We start from the raw sequence: 23,964 nt of genomic DNA, 5'->3' as shown, positions 1-23,964 counted from the left end.
GAGTGGAGCCTCGGACCGTCAGCCAGAATTCTGAGGGAGGACTGACATGACTGAGACATTATCGAAAACCGGCATGACGCGGCGCGAGCTTTTGGCTCGTTCCGTGGCTGTCGGCGCGACATTCGTCGTCGGCGCAGACTTCGTCGCCGGCAACGGTGCCGCATGGGCCATGGAAACGACGGCGGTGAAGCCGGAAAGCATGGCCACATTGATTCAGATGGCACGCGACATCTACCCGCACGACCATCTCGCCGATCACTTCTACGCAACCGCCGTCAAGGGTTACGACACCGCTGACAGCTCCCAGGAAATTGAAGACGGCATTGCCGCTCTCGACGCCGCCGCGCGCGGCAAGGGTCATACGGACTACCTGTCGATCGGCTGGGAAAGCGACCGCGTCGAAGTCCTCCAAGGCATGGAGGAGAGTGCCTTCTTCCAGAAGATCCGGGGCGGACTCGTCACCGGTCTCTACAACCAGAAGGAAGTGTGGCCGCTCTTCGGTTACGAGGGCGAGTCCTACAGCCAGGGCGGCTACGTGTCGCGCGGCTTTGACGATATCAACTGGCTGTAGGGGGGAGGCGCACCATGGTTGCCAAATTTGATCTCAACGACGATTCCGTCGTCGTCATCGTGGGTACGGGCGCCGGCGGCGGCGTGCTCGCAAACGAACTCGCCCAGAAGGGCGTCAAGGTCGTGGCGCTGGAGGCCGGCGGACGCCACCTGCCGGAAGATTATCTCAACGACGAGTGGGACGCCTTCGGCCAGCTCTCCTGGCTCGATGCCCGCACGACCAGCGGCGACTGGCGCGTCGCCAAGGACTTTTCGGGCCTGCCGGCCTGGATCGTGAAGGCGGTTGGCGGCACCACCATTCACTGGGCCGGCGCGTCGCTGCGCTTCCAGCCGCATGAATGGAAGGCGCTGACCAATTACGGCCGCGTCGACGGGGCGAACCTGCTCGATTGGCCGATCGACGCCGACGAAATGGCGCCGTGGTACGACCAGGCGGAAGAAAAGCTCGGCGTGACGCGCACGGGCAACCGTCCCGGCCTGCCTGGCAACAACAACTACAAGGTCTTCGAAAAAGGCGCTCTCGCGATCGGCTACAAGGAAGTCCACACCGGTCGCATGGCGATCCAGACCCGCGATGACGGCGATCGCACACCCTGCCAGCAGACCGGCTTCTGCTTCCAGGGCTGCAAATGGGGCGCCAAATGGTCGGCCGCTTATACCGAAATCCCGGCCGGTGAAGCCACGGGTAACCTCGAAGTCCGCGACCGGTCGCACGTCATCAAGATCGAGCATGACGACAGTGGCAAGGTCACAGGCGTGGTCTATGCCGACAAGGACGGCAATCAGCACCTGCAGAAAGCCCGCCTGGTTGCCGTTGCCGGCAACACGATCGAAAGCCCGCGTCTGCTTTTGAACTCCGCCTCCAACATGTTCCCGGATGGCCTTGCCAACTCGTCCGGCCAGGTGGGTCGCAACTACATGCGTCACGTCACTGGATCGGTCTATGCCGTGTTCGACAAGCCCGTGCGCATGTGGCGCGGCACGACCATGGCCGGGATCGTCCAGGACGAGGCGCGCCACGATCCGTCGCGCGGCTTCGTCGGCGGCTACGAGCTGGAAACCCTGTCGCTCGGCCTGCCCTTCATGGCAGCCTTCCTCGATCCGGGTGGCTGGGGCCGCTCGTTCACATCCGCGCTCGACCAGTACGAAAACATGGCCGGCATGTGGATCGTGGGCGAGGACATGCCGCAGGAAACGAACCGCGTCACCCTCAATTCAGAGGTGAAGGACCAGTACGGCCTGCCGGCTCCGAACGTGCATTTCTCAGACCACCCGAACGACGTAGCCATGCGCGATCATGCCTACAAACAGGGGATCGAGATGTACAAGGCGGTTGGTGCGACCCGGGCTTTCCCGACGCCGCCCTACCCGTCAACGCACAATCTCGGCACCAACCGCATGTCGGAGAATGCGCGGGACGGCGTGGTCAACAAGTGGGGCCAGACCCACGACATCCCGAACCTGTTCATCTCGGACGGCTCGCAATTCACGACAGGCGCTGCTGAAAACCCAACCCTGACGATCGTAGCGCTGGCAATTCGCCAGGCCGATCACATCGCCAAGGAACTCAGCGCCGGCAACATCTAGAGCTTCTCCTCCTGCGCAAGGCCGCCCGCAAACGGCCTTGCGCACTTTTTTTGAACTGCACCGGAAAAGTCTGCTGCAACCGCAAAGGCTTTGGGGCGTTCCACCACTCGACAGTTCATTTTTTGCTAAAGTACCTTGCATCTCCATGCGAAGTGCTTTCTCGGGCAAGGAGCTTGCGGTGGTTCGATCTCTGGATGCTTTGAAAGAGCGGTTCATCGAGCGTTTGCACAGCGACCGGAATGCCTTGAACACCATCGCAAAAAGCCACCCCGTCACGTCCCACATTCAGCACCGTGAGATCGCAAAGCTCGCTCATGGGATCGCTGGTGCAGGCGGCTTCTTCGGGTTCGACCACCTCAGCCGACGTGCGTCTGAGATGGAAGCGACCCTCGCGGCTGAAAGCACCGAAGCCGAACAGCGCGAAGCCCTGTCCTCACTGATCCGCGAGCTCGATGCGGTGATCGCGCAGATGAGAAAAGAACGCGCGCTGTGACGGCCGGCGAGCGTTAGCTCACCTCCCCTTCCGAAGGCTTATCGCTCAAGTTCAGATCGACGCGTCGGCCCACGGGTGGAATTCCCGGACGCGCGCTCGAACGGTCGCGATAGATAGCGGCGCGGCCGAGCATCATCAGCGTGACAGGCGTGGTGATCGTGACGAAGGCGGCGAGCAGCAATTCGTGGACCAGGGGGCGGCCCCCGCCCACCAGAAAGAAGATCATCGAGCCGACCGCCATACCTCCCGTGCCCCAGCTGGTCGCAAGCGTCGGGGCATGGATGCGATCATAGAAACTCTTGAGCCGCACCATGCCGATGGCGCCGATCAGCGTCAGGAGCGATCCGATGACCAGGAAGCTTGAAACCAGGATCGCAGCCCAGAGCGGATATTCGACGAGATCGACCGTCATTCGATGACCTCCCCGCGCATCAGGAACTTGGCGAGCGACACGGTTGCGACGAAGCCCAGCATGCCGATGATGAGCGCCGCTTCGAAGAAGATCGCGTTGCCGGTGCGCACGCCGAAGACCAGCAATTGCAGCATGGCGCAGACATAGAGCATGTCGAGTGCGAGAATGCGGTCCTGCGCGCGCGGACCGATGAAGAGCCGGTGGGCCACCAGCATCATCGCCAAGGCGAGGACGATCTGCGAAAACCAGACCGCGACCGTGAGAATGACAACGCTCATTCGAATATCTCCAGGAGGAGCCGCTCATACCGGTTGGAGATGAGATCCAGCCAATGTGATTCATCCTTGAGGTCGAAGACGTGGATGATCAGCGTGCCTTGCGCGGCATTGTAGTCGAGCCAAGCGGTTCCCGGCGTGCTTGTGAGCACGATGGACAACACCGCAAGCGAGGACGGGTTCTTGAGGCGGATCGGCACCGTCATGAAGCCGGATTTGCGGTCGAGCCTTTTGCCGAACAGGATGAGCCGGGCGACATCATAGTTGGACCGCAGGATGTCCACGAAGACCACGCTTGCAAGCGTGACGATGGCGTCGACACGCTTGACCCGGGTGCTCTTCTCACCGAGCGCCTTCAAGGTAAGCGCGCTGCCCGTGCTCACGATAAGTGCCAGCACCGTATGACCGGGCGTCGCGCCGGCCAGCGCGATCCACATGACGAACAGTCCAAGCGTCATGACCGGATAAGGGAAGATCCTGCTCATTCTGCGCCTCCAGCATATGGCGGCACGCGTTCGGCGCCGAGCACCGCATCGAGATAGCCGTTCGGGATGTGGAGATCATTAGCCGTCGCCGCCATCAGGTCCACCGCCGGTCCGGCATAGACCGACAGAAGCACGATCACGACGAGGAGGAACAGCACCGGCGCCACCTCAACGATGGAGACCCGTGGCATGAACGGCTCGACCGGCGCCCAGAAGGTCCGAATGCCTGCGCGAGACAGCGCGATCAGCGCCGTCAGCCCCGAGAAGATGAGCAAGGCCGCTAGCCCAAGACGCATCGTCACCGCCTCCGACATCGCCTCTGCACCCGGCCCGATGACAGAATGCAGGATCGCGAATTTGGCAAGGAATCCTGCAAGCGGCGGCAGGCCGATCAGGACCATGGCGAGGATACCAAAGCCGGCGCCGAGCACCGCGGCCGCCTGCGGCATCGGTCGACCCACCTCCTCTTCCGGATCGACGAACTGGCTGTTCTCGCCAAAGGCTTCCATCGTGACGGACAACATCGCCGACCATGGATCCTGGTCCCGCTCCAGCAACTCGGCAAGCAGGAAGAGCGCACCTGTCGCAAGCGTGGAGGTCACGAGGTAATAGAGCGCGCCAGTCGTGCTCGCGGGTTCTGAGAGACCAAGCGTCGCAAGGATGGTGCCGGAAGAAACCATGACGAGATAGGCCGTCGCCGTGCGGATCGATTGCGTGGCCAGAAGACCGATTGATGCGAAGACGAGCGTGGCGGCACCGCCGATGAAGATGACGAGCGATCCGAAGACCTCGCCTTCCGCCGGCACCAGAAGCGACAGACGGATCAGGGCATAGATCCCGACCTTGCTGAGGATCGCCATGATGGCTGCGACCGGTCCCGCAGATGCGGAATATGCCGGAACCAGCCAGTTCCCGAGTGGCCACATCGCCGCTTTCACCAGGAAAGCGAGGCCAAGCATCGAGAGCCCGACATGCAGACCAGGCGTCGCAAAACCCTCAAGCTCCGCAGCACGCATGGAGATTTCGGCCATGTTCAGGCTGCCGGTCGCCCCGAACACCATCGCGATGCCGATCAGGAAAACGAGAGACGCAGCGAGATTGATGGCGATGTAATGCAGCCCGGCCTTCACGCGCGCCGGTCCCGACCCGTGCAGCACCAGCCCGTAGGACGCGGCCAGCATGACCTCGAAGAACACGAACAGGTTGAACAGGTCACCCGTCAGGAAGGCACCGTTGATGCCGACCAGCATGAACTGGAACATCGAATGGAAATGCGGCCCGGCCTTGTCCCAGCGGGCCGTCGCGAAGACGAGCGCCGGGATCGCAAGCAGCGAGCCGAGCACCAGCATGATGCTCGACAGGCGATCGGCGATCAGGTTGATCGCGATCGGCGCCGGCCAGTTGCCGAGCAGATAGACCAGCGCTGTCGCGTCATCCGACCAGTGGACCCTGAACAGAAGGGTAAGCCCGATCGCAAGCTGGGCCAGGACCGACAGGATCGCAAGCGACGTCTTCAGCCGCCGTTCGCGGTCGTCGAAGAACAGCAGCAAGGCGCCCACGATCAAGGGCAGGATGATCGGCGCGACGATCAGCTGGGGGAATTGTCCGGTCATCGCTCACCCTCCCGGCCATCCACATGGTCCGTTCCGGTCAGCCCGCGCGAAGCGATCAACACGACCAGAAACAGCGCGGTCGTGGCAAAGCTGATGACGATCGCGGTGAGAACGAGCGCCTGCGGAAGCGGATCGGTGAAGGCCGCCGGATCGATGGCGTCACCCCCCGGCAGCACGGGCGGCGCGTTGACCCGCAGTCGGCCCATGCCGAAGATGAAGAGGTTGACGCCATAGGACAGAAGCGCGAGTCCCATCACGACCTGATAGGTCCGCGGCCGCAGGATGAGCCAGACGCCCGAAGCACCGAGCACGCCGATGGCGAATGCAATGACGAATTCCATCAGCTTTCTCCCTGCTCGACCGCAGTCCGCTCGGCCACCGCCCGATCTGGCCGCGCTTTCGGTGCACGCAGCGACTGGTGGGCGATGGCGACCAGCATTAAAACCGTCGAGCCGACCACCAAGCTGAAGACGCCAAGATCGAAGAACAGGGCCGAGGCCGTCGGCACGCCGCCGATGAAGGGGATCTCCGTGTACTGGAAATAGGATGTGAGGAACGGGTAGCCGACCGTGAGCGAGCCGAGCCCCGTCGCCGTCGCCGCCAGCAACCCGAAGCCGATCCACTGGACGGGACGAATGCGCAGGCGCTCCTCCACCCAGCGCGTACCACCGGCGAGATACTGCAGAAGGAAGCCGATCGCCATCGCGACGCCTGCCGCAAAGCCGCCGCCCGGCAGATCGTGACCGCGCAGGAACAGGTAGGCCGCCAGAAGCGTGATCGCGGCGAACATCCAGCGCATGATGACCGACGGCACGAGCAGGTAGTCTTTCAGCGTCTCGCCCACCTCGCGATCGCGCTGGATGCTGTCATATTCGTTCTGTTCGCGCTGCTGGTACGGCAGTTCGGAATTGTCCTCCGCCGGCCGGAAACGGCGCAGCAGTGCAAACACGGTCAGCGCGACGACGGCCAGCACGACGATCTCGCCGAGCGTATCGAAGCCGCGGAAATCGACGAGGATGACGTTGACGACGTTGGTGCCGCCTCCTTCGCTATAGGCGTGCTGCAGGTAGTAGTCTCCGACCGACGGCGGCAGCGGCGTCATCATCATGTAATAGGCGAGCAGAGCCATGCCCGCACCGGCGATGACGGCGATGAAGAAGTCGCGCCCGCGCCGCAGCCGAACCCAGAAGCCATGCCGCTCTATCTGATCGTCGCGCTTCGGCAGCCAGCGAAGCCCGAGAAGGATGAGCACGGTGGTGACGATCTCCACCAGAAGCTGCGTCACACCAAGATCGGGGGCCGAGAGCCAGACGAATGTGATGCAGGTGACGAGGCCCGCAACGCCCAGAAAGATGAGCGCGGCGAGCCGGTGGAATTTTGCCTGATAGGCGGCAGCGATAGCGCAGCCTCCGCCGACCAGCCACATCATGGCGAGAACCGGGTCGACGCCGGAGATGGTCAGTTGCGGCGCGAGATGCCGCGCACCCCACATGGCCCACACACCGGCAAGAATTGCCGCCACCACGATCAGCCGCAGCTGCGGTTGAAGCCGCCGCGTGCCCAAAAAGCGCTCCGCCACACGCGCCCAGCGCCAGCTGACGGCGACGAGAATGCGCTCGAAGATGCGCTGCCCCTTGAGGCGACGGAAAATCGGCGGCCCCTCCTCGCAGCGGTCGAGATAGGATTTCAGCGCCATATAGAGAACGATGCCGCCCAAGAGAGCGACTATGCTCATCGCTAAGGGCAGGTTGAAGCCGTGCCAGATCGACAGGCTGTAGACGGGCGTTGCGTCGCCCAGCACCGAGACAACCGCCGTGTCGAGATAGGAGCCGATGCTTATGCCCGGAATGGTGCCGACGACGAGGCAGGCCAGGACGAGAAGCTCGATCGGCAAGCGCATCCAGCGCGGCGGCTCGTGCGGAACCTTGGGCAGGTCGCTCGCGCGCGGGCCGAAGAAAACCGTGTGGATCAACCTGACCGAATAGGTGACGGCGAATGCTGCGGCGATGGTCGCCACATACGGCGTCAACGTGTCGAGCACCGATGCACGGTGCTGCTCGAGCGTTTCGGCGAAGAACATCTCCTTCGACAGGAAACCGTTGAGAAGGGGCACCCCGGCCATGGCCGCGCTTGCGACCATTGCGAGCGTCGCCGTGATCGGCAGGAAACTGAAGAGCCCGCTCAATCGCCGCATGTCGCGAGTGCCGGCCTCGTGGTCGATGATGCCGGCTGCCATGAAGAGCGACGCCTTGAAGGTCGCGTGATTGACCATGTGGAAGATGGCTGCAACGGCTGCGAGCGGGCTGCCGAGGCTCAGAAGCGTTGTCACCAGCCCGAGATGGCTGATCGTGGAATAGGCGAGCAGCCCCTTGAGGTCGTGCTGGAAAATGGCGAAGTAGGCGCCGATCAAAAGCGTGCTGAGGCCGGCGAAGCCGACGATGAAGAACCACGCATCGGTACCGGAAAGCACCGGCCAGAACCGCGTGAGAAGGAAGACGCCCGCCTTTACCATCGTTGCCGAATGGAGATAGGCCGAAACCGGCGTCGGCGCGGCCATCGCATTCGGCAGCCAGAAATGGAACGGAAACTGCGCGCTTTTCGTCAGCGCGCCGGCGAGGATGAGGAGCAAGGTCGGCAGATATAGATCGCTCGCGCGGATCAGGTCGCCGGACTGAAGCACCACGTCGAGATCGTAGCTGCCGACGATCTGGCCGAGCAGCACCATGCCGGCCAGCAGGCACAGACCGCCCGCTCCGGTGATCGTCAGCGCCATGCGCGCACCGTCGCGCGCCGCCTGGTTATGGTGCCAGTAACCGATCAGGAGGAACGAGAAGATGCTCGTCAGCTCCCAGAACACCGCGAGCAGGATGATGTTGCCGGAAACCACGAGCCCCTGCATCGCCCCCATGAATGCCAGCAGAAGGGCGTAGAAGCGAACGACCGGATCCTTGGGCGACATGTAGTAGCGCGCATAAAGGATCACGAGGGCGCCGATGCCCGTGATCAGCATGGAAAACATCCAGGCGAAGCCATCGAGCCGCAGCGTGAGCGAGAGACCGAGATGCGGTACCCACTCCACCTGATGGCGCACGACCATGCCGTCGGTCACTGACGAATAGGCACTGATCGCAATGCCGAAACAGGCAAGTGCCATGGCACCGGCCAGCCAGTTGGCCGCACTGCGCGATTGGCTCGGCAACAAAGCCGTCAGCAGGCTTCCGAGAAACGGAAGACCGACGAGCAGGATGAGCCATTCACTAGACCACATGGAGACTTACCGGAACTGACGCTTGAAGTGGGGCGGTTAAACGCATCGTACAGGAAGCCTAACGGTTGCAACCACCGCTCGAAAGCGAGGGTCCTTGGCTCCTGCATGCACGTTTCATGTGCCATTCGAAGAGAGAGGCCAAGCCGGCAGCGTTGTTGGACGCTTGGCAAGGCTCAGACGATCGAAGGGGGGCCCCTCGCCGCCGGCGTCACGCGTGCCTGCTCGTTGCCGGCAGGAGTCGGCCCGATCCGCACGATCGCTGTCTCGATCTCCGGCAGCACCAGCGTCACTACCCGCGCCAGGGCAGAGGACGGCACATCGGCCGTCTCGGCTGCGATTGCGTCGAAGCTGACGCTACGGGCGCGATATTCCTGCTCTTGCTTGGGGATGCGGTATTTCTGGGTCAGATCGGCAGAGAGAGCGGCCGACAGGGAAACCGGGGCGAGCCGCTCGGCGATTTCGATGCCGTTCGACGGCTTCGACGGAAGGCAGGCATAGCCGAGCAAGGCGAGAAGCAGCAGCGCATAGGCGGCAAAATCGGTCGCACGCAAGCGGCGCCCCCGTCGCTCTTCCCAATCCGCCCCAATCCTGACCACTCGCCGTCTCTCGAATCTCGCGCTTCCTGAAACCCAATATGCGTCTTTCACAAGGACATCGTCAAATTATGGCAGCTGCGAAGAAAGTGCGCGGTTGCGAATTCAAGGTGCAACCCTTTTAGATTGCAACCAGAATTCTCTAGCGCATAGATCGCAGTATTTGGATTAATGAGGCAGCGGTGCACCGTATAGTCGGGGATGAACCCACGCTCTTTTAGGAGACCATGCCGTCCCGGATTCTCACTAGATAGTCGTCGTTGCCGATCTGGCCGCCCTTCAGCGTCATTTCGATCGTGCCGCCCGTGTAGCGATGGGCGAGGCAGACGGGGGAGCCGGGGGATTGGGTGATGGGGTGGCGAAGCGTCAGGGCGAAGATGCCGAGTTGCGAGAGGGCGTGACTCGATGTGTCGCCACCCGCCACCGCCACCCGGGCGAGGCCTGTTCGGGCGATGATCTGATCGAGCATGTGACCGAGAGCGCGTCCGACCGCGTCGTTCTCGGCAGCGTCGATCGATACGGTGGTGTCGGGGCCAAGTGCCGTGTGCAGGATCGGGCTCTGTCCAGCCTCCAGGGCGGACAGCGCCCGAGACAGCGCAGCATCGATGACGGCATCCGCGTTCATGCCGGAGGCGATGGCGCGGTAATCGACCTCGATGGGCAGGAAGCCGGCGTGCGCAGCCGTCCGGATCTGCCGTTCGGTGGTCGGCGAGCAGCTGCCGGAAACGACGGCAATGCGCGCCTCGCGCTGAAGCGGCTCGAATGAAGGCAGTTCCGGCGAAAGCACGCCGCGGGCCCGCCAAGCGGCGATCAAGGCGTAATCGACGCCGGACGATCCAATGATGAAGGGGCCAAGCCCGCCCTCCCCGGCAAGGATGAGCTCGCCGGCCGCCCGCTGTGTCGCAAGATCGTGCACGTCGAGCAGCACGCCCCGAATGCCCTCGTCGCGAAGTGCAGCAAGGCTTGCCGGCGTGGCTTCGGTGCCGCCAGTCCGCGCGAGCGGCAACTCGGTCTGTCCCGCGAGATGAAGCACGAGATCGGCCTCCCGCATCGGTGTCGCGGGATGGCGGCTCATCACCGGGTGGCGATCGATGCGATAAACCGCGTCGCGATAGCCTGCGAAAAGGTGTCCGAAGAAGGTGTAGCGGCGCAGCTGCGGCACGCCGACGACGATCGCCGCCATGTCCTGGCCGAAGATTTCGAGGCCGATTTCCAGCGCGCGGCCGATCGGGCCCTGGTGCGGCGCGCTGTCGAAGGTCGAACAGACCTTATAGTGGCAGGGCGAAGCGTTCAGCGATTTCAACCAGAAAAGCGCATCCCGCAGCTCCCGATCCATCCAGCCGGGGCTCTGGCTGCGACTGGTTCCGGCGAGGCCAACGGCCCGGCAATGGGCGAAAGGGGCAAACTCTTCGGCGTTCGGCACGCGGGTGAAGAGCACCGTTTCGATGCCGTTCGAAGACAGCGCCTCCATGGCGTCGGTGGAGCCGGTGAAGTCATCGCCGTAGAAGCTGATCAGCGGCGCGCCGCTCATCCGAAGCGGTCTCCGAAGACCTTCAGAGCATCGGCGAGTTCCCTGTGATCCCGCGCATAGTCGGCGGCGGAAATGCCCTTGACCGCTGCCTCTGCCGCCTGACGCAGGCTCGCGACACCGCCGGCGACGCCGCCCGGATGCCCCATGATGCCGCCGCCGGCGCAGTAGATGAAGCCGGTGGTGCCGATCGCCCTGTAGGTCGGCTCGATCTGAACCGCCGTCTGGCCCGACGAAAACACCGGCATCGCCGCAAAACTTGCCCGCTTGCCGCAAAACATCGGCTCAGCTACGGCGCGGGCGGAATCGATGACGCTGTCGTCGCTCTCGCTGAACTTGTTGCCGAGCCCATTGACGTGCAGGTGGTCCGCCCCCGCAAGGCGCCAGAACTTCTGCCAGGCGCGGTAGGACAAACCGATATCCGGCGAGCGCTGGAACAGCCCCCAGCCATTGCGGTGGCAGTGCAGCGGCAGTTGCGCATGCCGCCGGATCGCGCCGAGACCCGCAAGGCCAATGGAATGAAGGCTGACCATCAGGCAGGTGCCGCCTTGCGCCAGCACCAGATCGGCATTGCGTTTCATCTCATCGACTTCGTCGGTGATGTTGAACGCGTACATAACCTTCTTGCCGGTCTTTTCCGCATGAGCGTTGATCACGTCCATCACGGCCCTCACCCGCTCGGCAAGCGGGCAGTGGGGCCCGTTCGCCTGCAGTTCGTCGTCCTTGATGAAGTCGATGCCGCCATCGCAGAGCTGTTGCACGAGGGCCGCCGTCTCGTCCGGAGAAAGACCGACGCTCGGCTTGATGATGGTACCGATCATCGGCCGGTCGGACACGTCGGCGAGCCGCTGCGTGCCCTCGACGCCGAACGCCGGCCCCGGACACGCATCGGCGAACGCGTCGGGAAACGTGACGTCGGTCAGCCGGATGGCGGAGACTTCGGCGAGCTCGAACAGATTGCCGGCGACCGTCGCGAGCGTGTTGGTAAGCGACGGGCCCATATTGGCGAGAGGCCAGGACAGAACGATGCGCCCGCGCTCATAGGCTGTGCCCGGTTTCCGCACCGGCAGCGATGGCTTGTCCCGCACCTCGTCGACAATGACGTCCTCGACATTGGCACCGGCGCGGCTTCTGAGATCATCGGTCTCGCCCGGTAGCCGCATAAAGGTGCCGCAGGACTGTTCGCCTGCTATGACGCGCGCGGCCCTTTCGAGCCCGACCGGGCTCTCGACCTCGTACTCTGCGAACAATCGCGCCATTGCTGAAGCACTCCCCTAACGACGAGCGGAAATATCATCTCATCATACCAGTTGACAACATGATCTTTCCCTTGCAATCGTCCGGCACGAATGAGGGAGGCAAGCAGCATGAAAATCGCTCTGATCGGCGCCGGTGGAAAAATGGGCGTGCGTCTGTCGCGCAATCTGAAGGGCTCGCGCTACGACGTCGCCCATGTCGAAGTCAGCGAGATCGGCCAGAAGCGGTTGCGTGACGAGGTTGGCGCGGAGTGCGTCGCCGTCGACGAAGCGTTGAAGGGTGCACAGGCGGTAATCCTGGCTGTGCCCGACACGGCAATCCGGAAGGCCGGCGCCGATATCGTGCCCAAGGTCGCGCCCGGCACGATCGTCATCGCACTCGATGCCGCGGCCCCGTTTGCCGGGCACTTCCCCGAGCGCGCGGACGTTACCTATTTCGTCACCCATCCCTGCCATCCGCCGATCTTCAACGACGAGACCGATCTTGCGGCCAAGCGCGATTATTTCGGCGGCATTGCAGCGCGTCAGGCGATCGTCAGCGCGCTGATGCAGGGCCCGGAAGAGCATTTTGCCATCGGCGAAGAGATCGCCAAGACGATCTTCCAGCCGATCTTGCGGTCCCATCGCGTGACCGTCGAGCAGATGGCGCTGCTGGAGCCCGGCCTGTCGGAAACCGTCTGCGCGACGCTTCTTGTCGTGATGAAGGATGCGATGGACGAGGTGGTGCGCCGCGGCGTCGACCGGGTCGCAGCACGCGATTTCCTGCTCGGGCACCTGAACATTCTCGCGGCTGTCGTCATGGAGGAAGTCGATGGTGTCTTCTCCGATGCCTGCAACAAGGCCATCGTGAACGGCAAGCCGCGACTCATGCGCGACGACTGGCTCGGCGTGTTCGAGACCCACGAAATCACCGAGAGCATTCGCCGGATCACCTGACGCCGGCCGGCCGTGGATGGACGAACGCAGCGATCCGCTGCAAGTATCGGCTGAAGCAACATTCGGGACATGCTGATCACGATGGAAAAGCTGAACGACCTGGAAGCGATTGACGACCGGATCGTGCGCCGCAAGCTCTCCGACCAGGTGTTCGAGCGCCTGCGTGAAATGATCGTGCGCGGCGAACTCGGAGCCGGTGATCCGATGCCGTCGGAACGCGAACTGATGGAGCGTTTCGGCGTGGGTCGTCCTGCCGTGCGCGAGGCGCTGCAGTCCATGCAGACCATGGGCCTCATCACGATCTCCCATGGCGAGCGGTCGAGGGTCAGCGCCTTGTCGGCCGACATCGCGTTCCGGCAGATGGACGCGGTGGCGAGGCTGCTGCTTTCGGCCTCCCCCGACAATCTCGAGCACCTCAAGGAGGCACGGCGCCTTTTCGAACTCGGCATGGTGCGCATCGCGGCGCAGAATGCGACGGCCGAAGACATCGCCGAACTGACCGATCTCATCGAGAAGCAGCGCAGCAAGATCGATGACCCGAAGGCGTTCATTCGCGCCGACATCGCCTTCCATGCCAAGATCACCCGCATGGCCGGCAACCCGATCTTTGCCGCCGTCGGAGATGCGATGCTGAACTGGCTGTTCACCTATCACACCGACCTGCTGATCTGGTCGGGCCAGGAAGAAACCACCTTGCGGGAACATGCCGCGATCGTCGATCGTCTCGCTGCCGGAGAGGCGGATGGCGCGGCTGACGCCATGCGCGGCCACCTCGATCGATCGGCGGCGCTCTACCGCCACCACTGAAGTCGGTAGCGAGAAATTTGTAAAGCCAATTGACTGATCGGTGCTGGCGCCGATAGTTTTGCTGCGTCGGCAGATGGCACGGAACGCGTGGATCCGATGCATCGATGAAGCGCTTTAAGGCGCTCGGCCGGGAGGACCACGAAACGAGGAGGCCAGCCCGATGCTGGATCAGACATCCGTCACGGCCTATGGCCATCTCATCAACGGTGAAACCATCGACCGCGCGACTGCGGGCGGCATCGACGTACTCGACCCGTCGACCGGCAAGGTTTTTGCCCGTATTCCGAGGGGCGGCGCCGAGGATGTCGATCGTGCCGTCGATGCTGCGCGCAGCGCTTTCGAAGGGGAATGGGGCGCGAAATCGGCGCTGGAACGCGGCCGCATCCTGATGAAGATCTCGGCGCTGATCCTCGAGAATTTCGAGGAGCTGGCAGCGCTTGAATCGCGCGATACCGGCAAGCCGATGAAGCAGGCGCGCGCCGACATCACCGCGACTGCCCGCTATTTCGAGTATTACGGCTCGGCCGCCGACAAGCACCATGGCGAGACGATCCCCTACAGCAAGGGCATGACGGTTCTGGCCTTGCGCGTGCCGCACGGTGTGACGGCGCACATCATCCCCTGGAACTACCCTTCGCAGATTTACGGCCGCTCGGTCGGCGGCGCACTTGCAGCGGGCAATGCCTGCGTGGTCAAACCGGCCGAAGACGCCTGCCTCACGCCGCTCCGCATATCCGAACTGGCTCTGGAAGCCGGCCTGCCGGCGGGCGCCCTGAATGTCGTTTGCGGGCTTGGCACCGAGGCCGGCGCGGCGCTTGCCGGCCATTCAGGCATAAACCACATCTCCTTCACCGGCTCGCCACAGACGGGAACAGCTGTCGCCAAGGCGGCTGCGGAAAACCATGTGCAGGTGACGCTCGAACTTGGCGGCAAGTCGCCTCAGGTAATCTTCGCCGATGCTGATCTGGACGAAGCGCTGCCGGTCATCGTCAACGCGATCATCCAGAATGCGGGCCAGACCTGCGCTGCCGGCAGCCGCGTGCTGATCGAACGCTCGATCTATGACGAGGTCCTGGCGAGGCTTTCGGAGCGCTTCTCGGCGCTGAAGGTGGGCGCAGGCGTCGATGATCTCGACTGCGGCCCCATCATCAGCGCCAAGCAACTGGAGCGGGTCACGTCACTTGTCGACGCCGCGCTGGCCGACGGGGCCAAGGTCGTCGCCTCCGCCGGCATGGCTGAGAATGCGCCTGAGGGAGGATTCTTCTACCCGCCGATGCTGCTCGATGGTGCAGCGCCCGAAAGCCGGATCGGTCAGGACGAGGTGTTCGGCCCGGTTCTGGCAGCATTCCCCTTCGACGATGAAAAAGACGCCATCCGCATCGCCAATGCGACACCCTACGGCCTGACGGCGTCGGTCTGGACGCGGGATGGTGGGCGGCAGATGCGCTGCGCCAACGCCATCGAGGCGGGCCAGGTCTTCGTCAACAATTACGGCGCCGGCGGGGGCATCGAACTGCCTTTCGGCGGCATGAAGCGGTCCGGCTATGGCCGTGAGAAGGCCTTCGAAGGCATGATCAGCTTCACCACCATCAAGACGGTCGTCCTCAAGCACGGCTGACGTTTTCGATGAAATCCCTCCCGGGACGGCGTCGCGGCTACGGCTGCGGCGCCCTTTTTTATTGATCCTGAGCGAACTTAGAAGCCCGGCCGGTTGCTCATCATGCGGATTCGCGCATGCTCGATGTGGTTGCGCATGGCGCGCTTGGCTTTGGTGGCCGCGCCGCCCTCGATGTGCCGGAAAATCTCCTCATGCTCGTCCCTCACCGCTTCGTTGCGGATGAAAGGCTGGAACTGCACCAGGAAGCGCATGAGATTGACCGATCGCGTCACGTCATATTCGAGCGACTTCAGCGTCTGGACGATGCGCGCATTGCAGGTCGCCGTCGCGATCGCCTCGTGAAACGCATAGTCGTGATGATGCAGGATGGCATCCTGCCTCATCGCCTGGTCGAACCGATCGAGCGCTGCCCGCATGCTTTCGATGTCGGAAGGTCCCCGCCGCTTGGCGGCAAGATAGGCCGCCTGCGGCTCGACGATCATGCGCAGTTCGATGCCGGCCAGAAGATCGCCGATGCGCTGCAGCGCGTCGCGGTCCGCCTCGTCGCTCGGCACGCCGTCGACCCGAGCGCCGAGCGCATTCAAGACATAATTGCCCGAGCCCCTCACCGACGAAATCAAGCCATCGTCCCGCAGCTTGTCCAGTGCCTCGCGCAGCACGGGGCGTGACACCTCGAACTGCTTGGCCAGCTCGTTTTCCGAAGGGAGCTTGGCACCGGCTGAGATCATGCCCGTCACGATCGCATGGAACAGGTTCTCATAGACCCGTTCGGACAGCCGCTCACCCTTGTTGTTGGGAAGATCGGCAACGACGATATCGGCGGTCTTGGTCGGCATGGAAAAGTCTTGCTCCTGAAACAGGAATTTCCCGATCGGTGCCGCCGGTCAAGTTCGCGATCCGGCACAAGTCTACTGGCATCCGGAACACGCAATCGAGCAGCGGTTAGAAAGTTGTAAAACAGGTTGACTGGAAATGGGTTCAAGGTCAATGTCGAAGCCAGTGATGACCGAAACTGAGGGAGGAGAACCATGTTTCGTTTTCGCACCATTACGGCTGCTGCCGTATTCGCTATGTCTGCCGGGGTGGCCGGGAGCGCCCTTGCGCAGACAACCTTGAATTTCGCGCACACCACCGCGCAAGGCTCGCACTACAGCGTCGGCGTCCAGGCCTTCGGCGAGAAACTGGCCGAATTGTCGGACGGAAAGTTCGAAATCCGCGAACAGGCCGCGGGCGCGCTCGGCGGTGAGCGCGACATGATCGAGGGCCTGCAGATCGGCTCGGTCGAGCTCGTCTATTCCTCGACCGGCCCGCTGGGCAACTTCGCGCCTGAAACGCTGGTGCTCGACCTGCCCTTCCTCTTCAAGGATTACGCCGCGGCGCGTTCGATCCTCGATGGCGAGATCGGTGACGAACTTCTTGAGGCCGTGAATGCGCAAGGGCTCGTCGCGCTCGCCTGGAGCGAAAACGGCTTCCGCCACATCACCAATTCCAGCCGCGCGATCGATGCGCCAGAAGACCTCAACGGTCTGAAGATCCGCACCATGGAAAACAGCGTGCACATGGAAGCTTTCTCGGCTGCCGGCGCATCGCCGACACCCATGGCGTTTCCGGAAGTCTTCGCAGCCCTGCAGCAGCGCGTGATCGACGGGCAGGAAAATCCGATCCCGATCATCACCTCCGCCAATATGTGGGAAGTCCAGGACCACCTCACGCTCACCGGCCACGTCTATTCGCCGGCCATCATCATCGCGTCGCCGAGCCTGTGGGACTCGCTGTCGGATGAAGAAAAGGCATGGTTCGAGGAAGCTGCCGACACGGCGGTCGCCGCGACCCGAGCCAAGGTCGAGGAAGACGAGCAGACCGGCGTCGCGATGCTGCGTGAACGCGGCATGGAAGTGATCGAAGAGGTTGACCAAGCAGCATTCCGCGAAGCGGTCTCGCCCGCCTACGACACCTTCGTCGGCCAGTATGGCGACGAGATGCTGAAGCGCATTCAGGCAGCGCAGGAATAGTCCTCGGCATCGAAACGATGTGCGAACGGCCGCTCACGCGGCCGTTCCTCACGGAGCTTGTCCCATGCAGTGGTTTCTCGCAATCGAGCGGCGGCTGACGCGCGTCGCGCTGGAGCTTGCGATCCTCGCGCTCGCGATCGTCGTGGCACTGGCCTTCTATCAGGTCGTCACTCGCTTTGTGTTCGGCCACCCCTCCGCTTGGTCGGAAGTGGCCGCCCGTTCGGCGATGATCTGGATGGTTTTCCTGGGCTTCGCCGCCGCGTTCCGCCAGGGCACCATGATCGCGGTCGATTTTCTCGTCGATGTGAGCCCGAATGCATTCCGGCGCGTGCTCTACGTCGTGATCCTCATCGCCTCGCTGATCTTCCTGACCATCCTCATCTGGTACGGCTGGGGCATGACGATGCGGGTGCGCAGCCAGAACCTGGCCGGCCTGCAGGTGACGATCGCCTGGGTCTACGCAGCGCTTCCCGTGGGCTCGGCACTGGCAACGCTCGGCGTCATCGCCCGGTTCATCGAAGTCTGGAATGAAGCCGACACCACAACCAAGGGCGAGCTCAAGGACGTGGAGAGCGCGATATGAACGCCGCCCTCGCCTTTTCGCTGATCACGCTCTTTGCGCTGGCGGTTCCGATCGGCGTTTCGCTGGTGCTTGCGAGCGCGTTCGGCATCCATTTCTTTTCCACGGTTCCGCTGCTCCTGGTGGCGCAGCGCGTTTTCACCAGCCTCGATTCCTTTCCGCTGCTTGCCGTGCCGCTCTTCATCCTTTCCGGCAATCTCATGGCCGCAGGCGGCATCTCCGAACGCCTCGTCGATCTCGCAAAGTCGATGGTGGGCGGCATCCAGGGCGGGCTTGCCTGCACCTGCGTCATCACCTGCATGATCTTCGCCTCGGTCTCAGGCTCGTCCGTCGCGACGACCTTCGCGATCGGCGTCATCCTGATCCCGGCCATGGTGAGGCACGGCTATCCCGTCGGCACGGCAGCTGCCGTCCAGGCTTCGTCGGCCGAACTTGGCGTGCTCATTCCGCCGTCGATCCCGCTCATCCTCTATGGTGTCGCCACCGAGACATCGATCGGCCAGCTCTTCCTCGCCGGCATCGGACCGGGGCTGCTCGTTGCCGCAGCGCTCTTCATCTATCTGCTGATCCTCTGCCGCATCAAAGGCTACGGCAAGGATGATGGGCTCGACAGCCAGCCCTTCTTCCGGGCATTGCGCCGCTCCTTCTGGGCGATTCTCATGCCCTTCATCGTGCTTGGCGGCATCTATGGCGGCGTGTTCACGCCAACCGAAGCGTCGGCCGTGGCCGTGGTCTATGCCCTGGTCGTCGGCATGTTCGTCTATCGCGTGCTGACCCTCCGTAAGATCCACGAAGCGCTGCGCTCGTCGGCGATCTCATCCACCGTCATCATGATCATCATTGCCGGTGCAGGCCTCTTCTCCTTCCTCATCACGAGAAGCGGCCTGCCTTCGATCGTGGCGGAATGGGTGCAGGAGATGTTCACCAACAAGTGGAGCTTCCTGCTCGCGGTCAACGTGTTCCTGTTCATGGTCGGCATGTTCATCGAAACATCGGCTGCGATCCTCGTGCTCGCACCGCTGCTTGCCCCGATCGCAATCGCCTACGGTGTCGATCCGGTCCATTTCGGGCTGATCATCGTCGTTAACCTGGCGCTCGGCATGATCACGCCACCGGTGGGGGTCAATCTTTTCGCCGCCTGCGCCGTCGCCCGCATATCCCTGCAGACGATCATCCCGCCCTTGGTGCCCATGGTGCTGGTCGTCATGGGTTGCGTGCTGCTCGTCACCTACGTTCCCTTCATCTCGCTGGGGCTTGTAGAACTTTTCTATCGCTGACCATCGCGACGACATTCTCGAGGAGACCATCATGAAATTGAAAGACAAAGTCGCACTTATCACCGGAGCCGGCGGCGGTTATGGCGAAGGCATCGCGCATTATTTCGCCCAGGAGGGCGCCAAGGTGCTCGTGGTCGATATTCGCGCCGACGCTGCCGAGACAGTCGCTGCCGCCATCGGCGAGAACGCCTCCGCCTTCACCGCCGACGTGACGAAGAGCGACGACACCAAAGCGATGATCGACGCGGCCGTGGAGCGCTTCGGCAAGCTCGACATCATCGTCAACAATGCGGGCACGACGCACAAGAACCAGTCCATGCTGAACGTTGACGAAGCGACCTTCGACAAGGTCTATGCGGTCAACGTGAAGTCGCTCTACCACGCCGCCATCCACGGCGTGCCCGTGCTCGAACAGAACGGCGGCGGCGTCATTATCAACATCGCATCGACCGCCGGTGTGCGCCCGCGTCCGGGCCTCGTCTGGTACAACGGCTCGAAGGGTGCTGCGATCGCAATCACCAAGTCGATGGCCGTCGAACTCGCCGACCGGAAGATCCGTGTCTGCGGCGTCAATCCGGTGATGGGTGAAACGGGGCTCACCGACCAGTTTCTGCCGGGTGACGACACGCCCGAGACCCGCGCCAAGGTTATTGCCGGCATTCCGCTCGGCCGCCTCTCGCGCCCGCTCGATATCGCGAAAGCCTGTGGCTTCCTCGCCTCCGACGAAGCCGAATTCATCACAGGCGTCTGCCTGGAAGTCGATGGCGGCCGCTGCATCTGATAATGTTTGAACGGGAAGGCTGTTCTATCGGGCAGCCTTCCTTTGCTTTTTCTGGAGTGCGATCGACATGGGCGAATGCCTCATCATCGGCGGAGCCGGCATGCTGGGCCTCAGGCTGGCAAAAGCGCTTGCAGCCAAGGGCGCGATTGGCGGCACGCCACTCGATAACATCACGCTTTTTGATGTGGTCGAGGCGCCGGCCATCGAGGCTGCGATAGAGGTCACCGCTAGAACCGGCGACCTGACGGCACCCGGTGCGGCAGACTCGCTCATCGCGAGCCGCCCGGCGATCATTTACCATCTGGCGGCCATTGTTTCGGGTGAGGCGGAGCGCGATTTCGACAAGGGCTACCGCATCAATCTCGATGGCACCCGCCATCTGTTCGAGGCGATCCGGCAGGAGCATCTGCGCTCCGGCTACTGCCCGCGCGTCGTCTTCTCCTCCTCGCTCGCCGTCTTCGGCGCGCCCCTGCCCGACGTGATCGGCGACGACCAGGTGCTGACGCCGATGTCGAGCTACGGCACGCAAAAGGCGATCGGCGAATTGCTTTTGGCAGATTACACGCGCCGCGGTTTCATGGATGGCATCGGTATCCGCCTGCCGACCATCTGCATTCGGCCCGGCAAGCCCAATGCCGCCGCTTCGGGCTTCTTCTCCAACATCCTGCGCGAGCCGCTGGTGGGCGAAGAGGCCGTGCTGCCCGTTTCGCCGGATGTGCGGCACTGGTTTGCGAGCCCGCGTGCCGCTATCGGCTTCCTCGTCCATGCTGGCGACATCGAAGCCGACAGGATCGGCACGAGGCGCAACCTCACCATGCCTGGCGTAACGGCAACGGTTGCGGAGGAGATCGAGGCGCTGCGCCGCTTGGCAGGTGATGCCGCTGTCGCGCGCATTCGCCACGTGCCGGACGCGGCGATCGATGCCATCATCTCCACCTGGCCGAAAGCCTTCGATGCCACGCGGGCGCTTGGGCTTGGATTTACGCCGGACACGTCGTTTGACGCGATCCTCGACGCGCACATCACCGATGAACAGATCGAGCTGTCCGCATGAGCCGCGTTTTTCTGGTGGGCCTCGGCGCCATGGGCTTCGGCATGGGGCAATCGCTCCTGCGCGCCGGCCATGAGGTCTGCGGCCACGACATCGACGCCGATGCGATGGCGCGCTTTGCCGCCGAAGGTGGCAGGACGGCGGCTCTTAGCGATGCGGCAAGTGAGGCCGACATCGCCGTTCTGGTCGTCGTCAATGCGGCGCAGACCGAGGCGATCCTGTTCGGCGATAACGGCATCGCTAACAGTTTGAAGCAACGCGCCGTCGTCATGTCCTGCGCGACTTTCGCACCAGAGCACGCGGTCGACTTCGAGGCGCGGCTGGCAGAACGCGGCATTCGTTATCTCGATGCGCCGATCTCCGGTGGATCGGCCCGGGCAGCGGAAGGCAAGCTTTCCATCATGGCCGCCGGCAGCGCGGATGCATTCGACCGCGCCCGCCCAGCGCTCGATGCCATGGCGGAGACCGTTTTTGAGCTTGGCGACAAAGCTGGACCCGGTTCGGCAATGAAGATCGTCAACCAGCTGCTCGCCGGCATCCACGTGGTCTCGACAGCTGAAGCCATGGCATTCGGCATCGGCCAGGGGATCGATCCGCACCGCATGATCGAGGTGATCTCCCGTTCGGCGGGCTCGTCCTGGATGTTCCAGAACCGCGCGCCCTACATCGCCGACGGCGATTATCGGCCGCATTCCGCCGTCGACATCTTCGTCAAGGATCTCGGCATCGTGCGCGACATGGCGGAGGCGGCAGGGCTGTCGGTGATGCTCGCGGATGCCGCCTTTGGCCGGTTTGCACAAGCCAAGGAACAGGGTCTTGGCCGGATCGGCGATGTGGCCGTTGCCAAGCTCTATGCACAAGAAGGTGGGATCGCCCTGCCCGATAAGACGACGAAGGACTGACCATGCTGCTCGGCTGCATCGGCGATGATTTCACCGGCTCTTCCGACCTCGCCAACACGCTCGTCAAGAACGGCATGCGCACGACGCAATATTGCGGACTGCCGCAGGCCGATGCCGGAGCGGACGTCGAAGCCGGCGTCGTCGCGCTGAAAACGCGCAGCATCCCGGTCGAGGAGGCCATCGAACAATCCCTGCAAGCACTGGAATGGCTTCAGCGGCAGGGCTGCACCCAGTTTCTGTTCAAATACTGCTCGACATTCGATTCGACGCCTGAAGGCAATATCGGTCCGGTCGCCGAGGCGCTGGCCGATCGATTGGGCGCCCGCAAGGTCATCGTCTGCCCGGCCTTCCCCGGTGCCGGACGCACGCTCTATCAGGGACACCTCTTCGTGCAGGACCGGCTGCTGAGCGAATCCGGCATGGAAAACCATCCACTGACACCGATGACCGATCCCGATATCCGCCGTTGGCTCGGCCTGCAGGTCAAGGGCAGCGTCGGCCATGTGGCCTATGGGCAAGTTGCGGGAGGCGCGGAAACGATCGCCGCGGCCCTTACCCGTGAAGACCAAGCCGGCCATCGCCTGATCGTCGTCGACGCGCTGACCGACGACGACCTCACAGCCATCGGTGCGGCGGCGCACGATATCCCGCTTCTGACCGGAGGCTCCGGTATCGCGACCGGACTGCCCGGCAACTTCCGCAAACGCGGTCTTCTGGCGGATGCACGCGAGGCATGGGAGGGCGTCGACGGTCCGGCCGTTATTCTCTCTGGCTCCTGCTCATCCGCCACGCGACGGCAGGTCGAACATTACAGGCAGACCCACCCGTCTTTCGAAGTGACCGCCGACGCCGTCATGGATAGCAACGTCGATGTCGACACATTGGTGCACTTCGCCGAAAAGCATCGCGATGCCGTGCCGCTGGTCTATTCGTCCGCCGATCCCGCGACCGTGAAAGCCGCACAGGCACGCCATGGCACCCAGGCGCTGGCCCACGCGATCGAGACGCTTTTTTCCGATCTGGCCGGCGCACTCGCTGCAAGGGGTTTCGCCCGCATCGTTTCAGCTGGCGGCGAGACCTCGGGCGCGGTGGTGCGCGGGCTCGACATCGAAGCTCTGCAGATCGGCCCCGAAATCGATCCCGGCGTTCCGGCCATGCGCGTCACCGGAAAGCCGCTTGCGGTGGCGCTGAAATCGGGCAATTTCGGCGCGGAAGACTTCTTTGACAAAGCGGTAATGGCGTTGGGGGCACAAACATGAGCAGCGATGAGGTGAAGGCGCGCGAACTCGTCTGCACACTCGCGCGATCGCTTTTCGAACGCGGCTTGACCGGCGGCGCATCGGGCAACATTTCCATGCGGCTCGCCGACGGTGGCTTGCTGGTGACACCGACCGGCAGTTCCATGGGGCGGCTCGATCCGGCGCGGCTTTCTCACTTCGACGCGTCCGGAACGCTCGTTTCCGGCGATCAACCCACGAAGGAAATGGCGCTGCACAGTGCCTTCTATGAAACGCGCGGCGCGAAGACCGGCGCGGTCGTGCATCTCCATTCAAGCCACTCGGTCGCGCTTTCCATGCTGCCGGAGACCGACCCGGAGAACGTGCTGCCGCCGCTCACGCCCTATTCGATCATGCGGCTCGGCAAGGTGAAGCTCCTCCCCTACTTCCGCCCGGGCGATGCCGCCATGGGCGAGGCGATCCGCGGCCTTGCTGGCAGGCGCAGCGCGGTGCTTCTCGCCAATCATGGCCCGGTCGTCGCCGCAAAGGACCTCGAAGCCGCCGTCTACGCCATGGAAGAGCTGGAAGAAACGGCGCGCCTTGCGCTTCTGACGCGCGGCATGAACCCGCGGCTGCTGAATGACAGCGAGATCCGCGACATCGTCGATACGTTCGACGTCGAGTGGGACTGAGCGCTGACGCC

General features: G+C 63.3%; 24 protein-coding genes. 14 read left to right on the top strand and 10 right to left on the bottom strand.

Features of this window, described 5'->3' with window-relative positions; genetic code table 11:
* Window positions 1–46: 46 nt before the first annotated feature.
* From PU133_RS09435 to PU133_RS09425, 3 genes are read left to right on the top strand one after another with little or no spacing between them, the layout of a single operon-like run.
* Window positions 47–571 (top strand): Twin-arginine translocation pathway signal, encoded by a 525-nt coding sequence (locus PU133_RS09435; protein WP_404861527.1) that lies wholly within the window; start codon window positions 47–49, stop codon window positions 569–571.
* A 14-nt stretch (window positions 572–585) separates the two neighbouring features.
* Window positions 586–2,157: a GMC family oxidoreductase gene (locus tag PU133_RS09430; RefSeq protein WP_404861526.1), complete on the top strand. Its 1,572-nt coding sequence runs from the start codon at window positions 586–588 to the stop codon at window positions 2,155–2,157.
* Between the two features lie 37 nt (window positions 2,158–2,194).
* Complete coding sequence (locus PU133_RS09425) at window positions 2,195–2,650, top strand: Hpt domain-containing protein (protein WP_404861525.1); 456 nt, start codon at window positions 2,195–2,197, stop codon at window positions 2,648–2,650.
* 13 nt (window positions 2,651–2,663) lie between these two features.
* On the opposite strand, the gene mnhG is transcribed toward PU133_RS09425, so the two are convergent.
* The 9 genes from mnhG to PU133_RS09380 all read right to left on the bottom strand — a co-directional run bounded on the left by mnhG (window position 2,664) and on the right by PU133_RS09380 (window position 12,083).
* Window positions 2,664–3,062 carry a monovalent cation/H(+) antiporter subunit G gene (mnhG, locus tag PU133_RS09420; protein ID WP_126009891.1) on the bottom strand — a complete coding sequence of 133 codons (399 nt, stop codon included), beginning with the start codon at window positions 3,060–3,062 and terminating at the stop codon, window positions 2,664–2,666.
* Entirely contained in the window at window positions 3,059–3,340 is a 282-nt protein-coding gene (locus PU133_RS09415) for a K+/H+ antiporter subunit F (protein ID WP_404861524.1), read from the bottom strand. Before PU133_RS09415 ends, mnhG begins: the two co-directional genes overlap by 4 nt.
* The gene (locus tag PU133_RS09410) at window positions 3,337–3,822 is read right to left on the bottom strand and encodes a Na+/H+ antiporter subunit E (protein ID WP_404861523.1); all 486 of its coding nucleotides are present in this window, start codon (window positions 3,820–3,822) and stop codon (window positions 3,337–3,339) included. The genes PU133_RS09415 and PU133_RS09410 overlap by 4 nt, the downstream gene beginning before the upstream one ends.
* Window positions 3,819–5,435, bottom strand: a complete 1,617-nt coding sequence (locus PU133_RS09405; RefSeq protein ID WP_404861522.1) for a monovalent cation/H+ antiporter subunit D — start codon at window positions 5,433–5,435, stop codon at window positions 3,819–3,821. The genes PU133_RS09410 and PU133_RS09405 overlap by 4 nt, the downstream gene beginning before the upstream one ends.
* Window positions 5,432–5,776, bottom strand: coding sequence for a Na+/H+ antiporter subunit C (locus PU133_RS09400; protein ID WP_126009887.1), 345 nt, complete (start codon window positions 5,774–5,776; stop codon window positions 5,432–5,434). The genes PU133_RS09405 and PU133_RS09400 overlap by 4 nt, the downstream gene beginning before the upstream one ends.
* On the bottom strand, window positions 5,776–8,703 hold the full coding sequence (locus PU133_RS09395; protein WP_404861521.1) for a monovalent cation/H+ antiporter subunit A: 2,928 nt from the start codon (window positions 8,701–8,703) through the stop codon (window positions 5,776–5,778). Before PU133_RS09395 ends, PU133_RS09400 begins: the two co-directional genes overlap by 1 nt.
* A 173-nt stretch (window positions 8,704–8,876) precedes the next feature.
* Window positions 8,877–9,254 carry a hypothetical protein gene (locus tag PU133_RS09390; RefSeq protein WP_404861520.1) on the bottom strand — a complete coding sequence of 126 codons (378 nt, stop codon included), beginning with the start codon at window positions 9,252–9,254 and terminating at the stop codon, window positions 8,877–8,879.
* 259 nt (window positions 9,255–9,513) lie between these two features.
* Complete coding sequence (locus PU133_RS09385; protein ID WP_404861519.1) at window positions 9,514–10,827, bottom strand: four-carbon acid sugar kinase family protein; 1,314 nt, start codon at window positions 10,825–10,827, stop codon at window positions 9,514–9,516.
* Window positions 10,824–12,083: a ribulose-bisphosphate carboxylase large subunit family protein gene (locus PU133_RS09380; protein WP_404861518.1), complete on the bottom strand. Its 1,260-nt coding sequence runs from the start codon at window positions 12,081–12,083 to the stop codon at window positions 10,824–10,826. The genes PU133_RS09385 and PU133_RS09380 overlap by 4 nt, the downstream gene beginning before the upstream one ends.
* A 108-nt stretch (window positions 12,084–12,191) precedes the next feature.
* On the opposite strand from PU133_RS09380, the gene PU133_RS09375 reads away from it, so the two are divergent.
* The 3 genes from PU133_RS09375 to PU133_RS09365 all read left to right on the top strand — a co-directional run bounded on the left by PU133_RS09375 (window position 12,192) and on the right by PU133_RS09365 (window position 15,441).
* Window positions 12,192–13,016, top strand: a complete 825-nt coding sequence (locus PU133_RS09375; RefSeq protein ID WP_404861517.1) for a phosphogluconate dehydrogenase C-terminal domain-containing protein — start codon at window positions 12,192–12,194, stop codon at window positions 13,014–13,016.
* A gap of 69 nt (window positions 13,017–13,085) precedes the next feature.
* Window positions 13,086–13,823: a transcriptional regulator NanR gene (gene nanR / locus PU133_RS09370; RefSeq protein ID WP_404861516.1), complete on the top strand. Its 738-nt coding sequence runs from the start codon at window positions 13,086–13,088 to the stop codon at window positions 13,821–13,823.
* A gap of 160 nt (window positions 13,824–13,983) precedes the next feature.
* A complete protein-coding gene (locus PU133_RS09365; protein ID WP_404861515.1) occupies window positions 13,984–15,441 on the top strand; it encodes an aldehyde dehydrogenase family protein in 1,458 nt (485 codons plus the stop codon).
* Window positions 15,442–15,518: 77 nt separating this feature from the next.
* Here PU133_RS09365 and PU133_RS09360 read toward each other — a convergent pair whose 3' ends face one another.
* On the bottom strand, window positions 15,519–16,277 hold the full coding sequence (locus tag PU133_RS09360) for a FadR/GntR family transcriptional regulator (RefSeq protein ID WP_404861514.1): 759 nt from the start codon (window positions 16,275–16,277) through the stop codon (window positions 15,519–15,521).
* A 192-nt stretch (window positions 16,278–16,469) separates the two neighbouring features.
* Between PU133_RS09360 and PU133_RS09355 the strand changes: the two genes are divergently transcribed.
* From PU133_RS09355 to PU133_RS09320, 8 genes are all read left to right on the top strand, one after another.
* The gene (locus PU133_RS09355) at window positions 16,470–17,453 is read left to right on the top strand and encodes a TRAP transporter substrate-binding protein (protein ID WP_404864406.1); all 984 of its coding nucleotides are present in this window, start codon (window positions 16,470–16,472) and stop codon (window positions 17,451–17,453) included.
* A 64-nt stretch (window positions 17,454–17,517) separates the two neighbouring features.
* Complete coding sequence (locus tag PU133_RS09350; protein WP_404864405.1) at window positions 17,518–18,036, top strand: TRAP transporter small permease; 519 nt, start codon at window positions 17,518–17,520, stop codon at window positions 18,034–18,036.
* On the top strand, window positions 18,033–19,310 hold the full coding sequence (locus PU133_RS09345) for a TRAP transporter large permease (RefSeq protein ID WP_404864404.1): 1,278 nt from the start codon (window positions 18,033–18,035) through the stop codon (window positions 19,308–19,310). The genes PU133_RS09350 and PU133_RS09345 overlap by 4 nt, the downstream gene beginning before the upstream one ends.
* 31 nt (window positions 19,311–19,341) lie before the next feature.
* Window positions 19,342–20,091: a glucose 1-dehydrogenase gene (locus tag PU133_RS09340; RefSeq protein WP_404864403.1), complete on the top strand. Its 750-nt coding sequence runs from the start codon at window positions 19,342–19,344 to the stop codon at window positions 20,089–20,091.
* 67 nt (window positions 20,092–20,158) lie between these two features.
* A complete protein-coding gene (gene denD, locus PU133_RS09335) occupies window positions 20,159–21,145 on the top strand; it encodes a D-erythronate dehydrogenase (RefSeq protein ID WP_404864402.1) in 987 nt (328 codons plus the stop codon).
* Window positions 21,142–22,044, top strand: coding sequence for an L-threonate dehydrogenase (ltnD, locus tag PU133_RS09330; protein ID WP_404864401.1), 903 nt, complete (start codon window positions 21,142–21,144; stop codon window positions 22,042–22,044). Before denD ends, ltnD begins: the two co-directional genes overlap by 4 nt.
* A 2-nt stretch (window positions 22,045–22,046) precedes the next feature.
* A complete protein-coding gene (otnK, locus tag PU133_RS09325; RefSeq protein ID WP_404864400.1) occupies window positions 22,047–23,303 on the top strand; it encodes a 3-oxo-tetronate kinase in 1,257 nt (418 codons plus the stop codon).
* A complete protein-coding gene (locus PU133_RS09320) occupies window positions 23,300–23,953 on the top strand; it encodes an aldolase (RefSeq protein WP_404864399.1) in 654 nt (217 codons plus the stop codon). Before otnK ends, PU133_RS09320 begins: the two co-directional genes overlap by 4 nt.
* Window positions 23,954–23,964: the final 11 nt, after the last annotated feature.

This window comes from Georhizobium sp. MAB10 (assembly GCF_045012825.1).
GTDB lineage: Bacteria > Pseudomonadota > Alphaproteobacteria > Rhizobiales > Rhizobiaceae > Georhizobium > Georhizobium profundi.
The sequence above is the reverse complement of the archived record's forward strand: the minus strand, read 5'-3'. Positions and strand labels throughout refer to the sequence as shown.

Bases quoted from the DNA above. Each gene is read 5' to 3' on its own strand.
- PU133_RS09435 (WP_404861527.1), top strand. From the start codon at position 47: ATGACTGAGACATTATCGAAAACCGGCATGACGCGGCGCGAGCTTTTG.
- PU133_RS09430 (WP_404861526.1), top strand. From the start codon at position 586: ATGGTTGCCAAATTTGATCTCAACGACGATTCCGTCGTCGTCATCGTG.
- mnhG (WP_126009891.1), bottom strand. From the start codon at position 3,062: ATGACGGTCGATCTCGTCGAATATCCGCTCTGGGCTGCGATCCTGGTT.
- PU133_RS09415 (WP_404861524.1), bottom strand. From the start codon at position 3,340: ATGAGCGTTGTCATTCTCACGGTCGCGGTCTGGTTTTCGCAGATCGTC.
- PU133_RS09410 (WP_404861523.1), bottom strand. From the start codon at position 3,822: ATGAGCAGGATCTTCCCTTATCCGGTCATGACGCTTGGACTGTTCGTC.
- PU133_RS09405 (WP_404861522.1), bottom strand. From the start codon at position 5,435: ATGACCGGACAATTCCCCCAGCTGATCGTCGCGCCGATCATCCTGCCC.
- PU133_RS09400 (WP_126009887.1), bottom strand. From the start codon at position 5,776: ATGGAATTCGTCATTGCATTCGCCATCGGCGTGCTCGGTGCTTCGGGC.
- PU133_RS09395 (WP_404861521.1), bottom strand. From the start codon at position 8,703: ATGTGGTCTAGTGAATGGCTCATCCTGCTCGTCGGTCTTCCGTTTCTC.
- PU133_RS09385 (WP_404861519.1), bottom strand. From the start codon at position 10,827: ATGAGCGGCGCGCCGCTGATCAGCTTCTACGGCGATGACTTCACCGGC.
- PU133_RS09380 (WP_404861518.1), bottom strand. From the start codon at position 12,083: ATGGCGCGATTGTTCGCAGAGTACGAGGTCGAGAGCCCGGTCGGGCTC.
- PU133_RS09375 (WP_404861517.1), top strand. From the start codon at position 12,192: ATGAAAATCGCTCTGATCGGCGCCGGTGGAAAAATGGGCGTGCGTCTG.
- nanR (WP_404861516.1), top strand. From the start codon at position 13,086: ATGCTGATCACGATGGAAAAGCTGAACGACCTGGAAGCGATTGACGAC.
- PU133_RS09365 (WP_404861515.1), top strand. From the start codon at position 13,984: ATGCTGGATCAGACATCCGTCACGGCCTATGGCCATCTCATCAACGGT.
- PU133_RS09360 (WP_404861514.1), bottom strand. From the start codon at position 16,277: ATGCCGACCAAGACCGCCGATATCGTCGTTGCCGATCTTCCCAACAAC.
- PU133_RS09355 (WP_404864406.1), top strand. From the start codon at position 16,470: ATGTTTCGTTTTCGCACCATTACGGCTGCTGCCGTATTCGCTATGTCT.
- PU133_RS09350 (WP_404864405.1), top strand. From the start codon at position 17,518: ATGCAGTGGTTTCTCGCAATCGAGCGGCGGCTGACGCGCGTCGCGCTG.
- PU133_RS09345 (WP_404864404.1), top strand. From the start codon at position 18,033: ATGAACGCCGCCCTCGCCTTTTCGCTGATCACGCTCTTTGCGCTGGCG.
- PU133_RS09340 (WP_404864403.1), top strand. From the start codon at position 19,342: ATGAAATTGAAAGACAAAGTCGCACTTATCACCGGAGCCGGCGGCGGT.
- denD (WP_404864402.1), top strand. From the start codon at position 20,159: ATGGGCGAATGCCTCATCATCGGCGGAGCCGGCATGCTGGGCCTCAGG.
- ltnD (WP_404864401.1), top strand. From the start codon at position 21,142: ATGAGCCGCGTTTTTCTGGTGGGCCTCGGCGCCATGGGCTTCGGCATG.
- otnK (WP_404864400.1), top strand. From the start codon at position 22,047: ATGCTGCTCGGCTGCATCGGCGATGATTTCACCGGCTCTTCCGACCTC.
- PU133_RS09320 (WP_404864399.1), top strand. From the start codon at position 23,300: ATGAGCAGCGATGAGGTGAAGGCGCGCGAACTCGTCTGCACACTCGCG.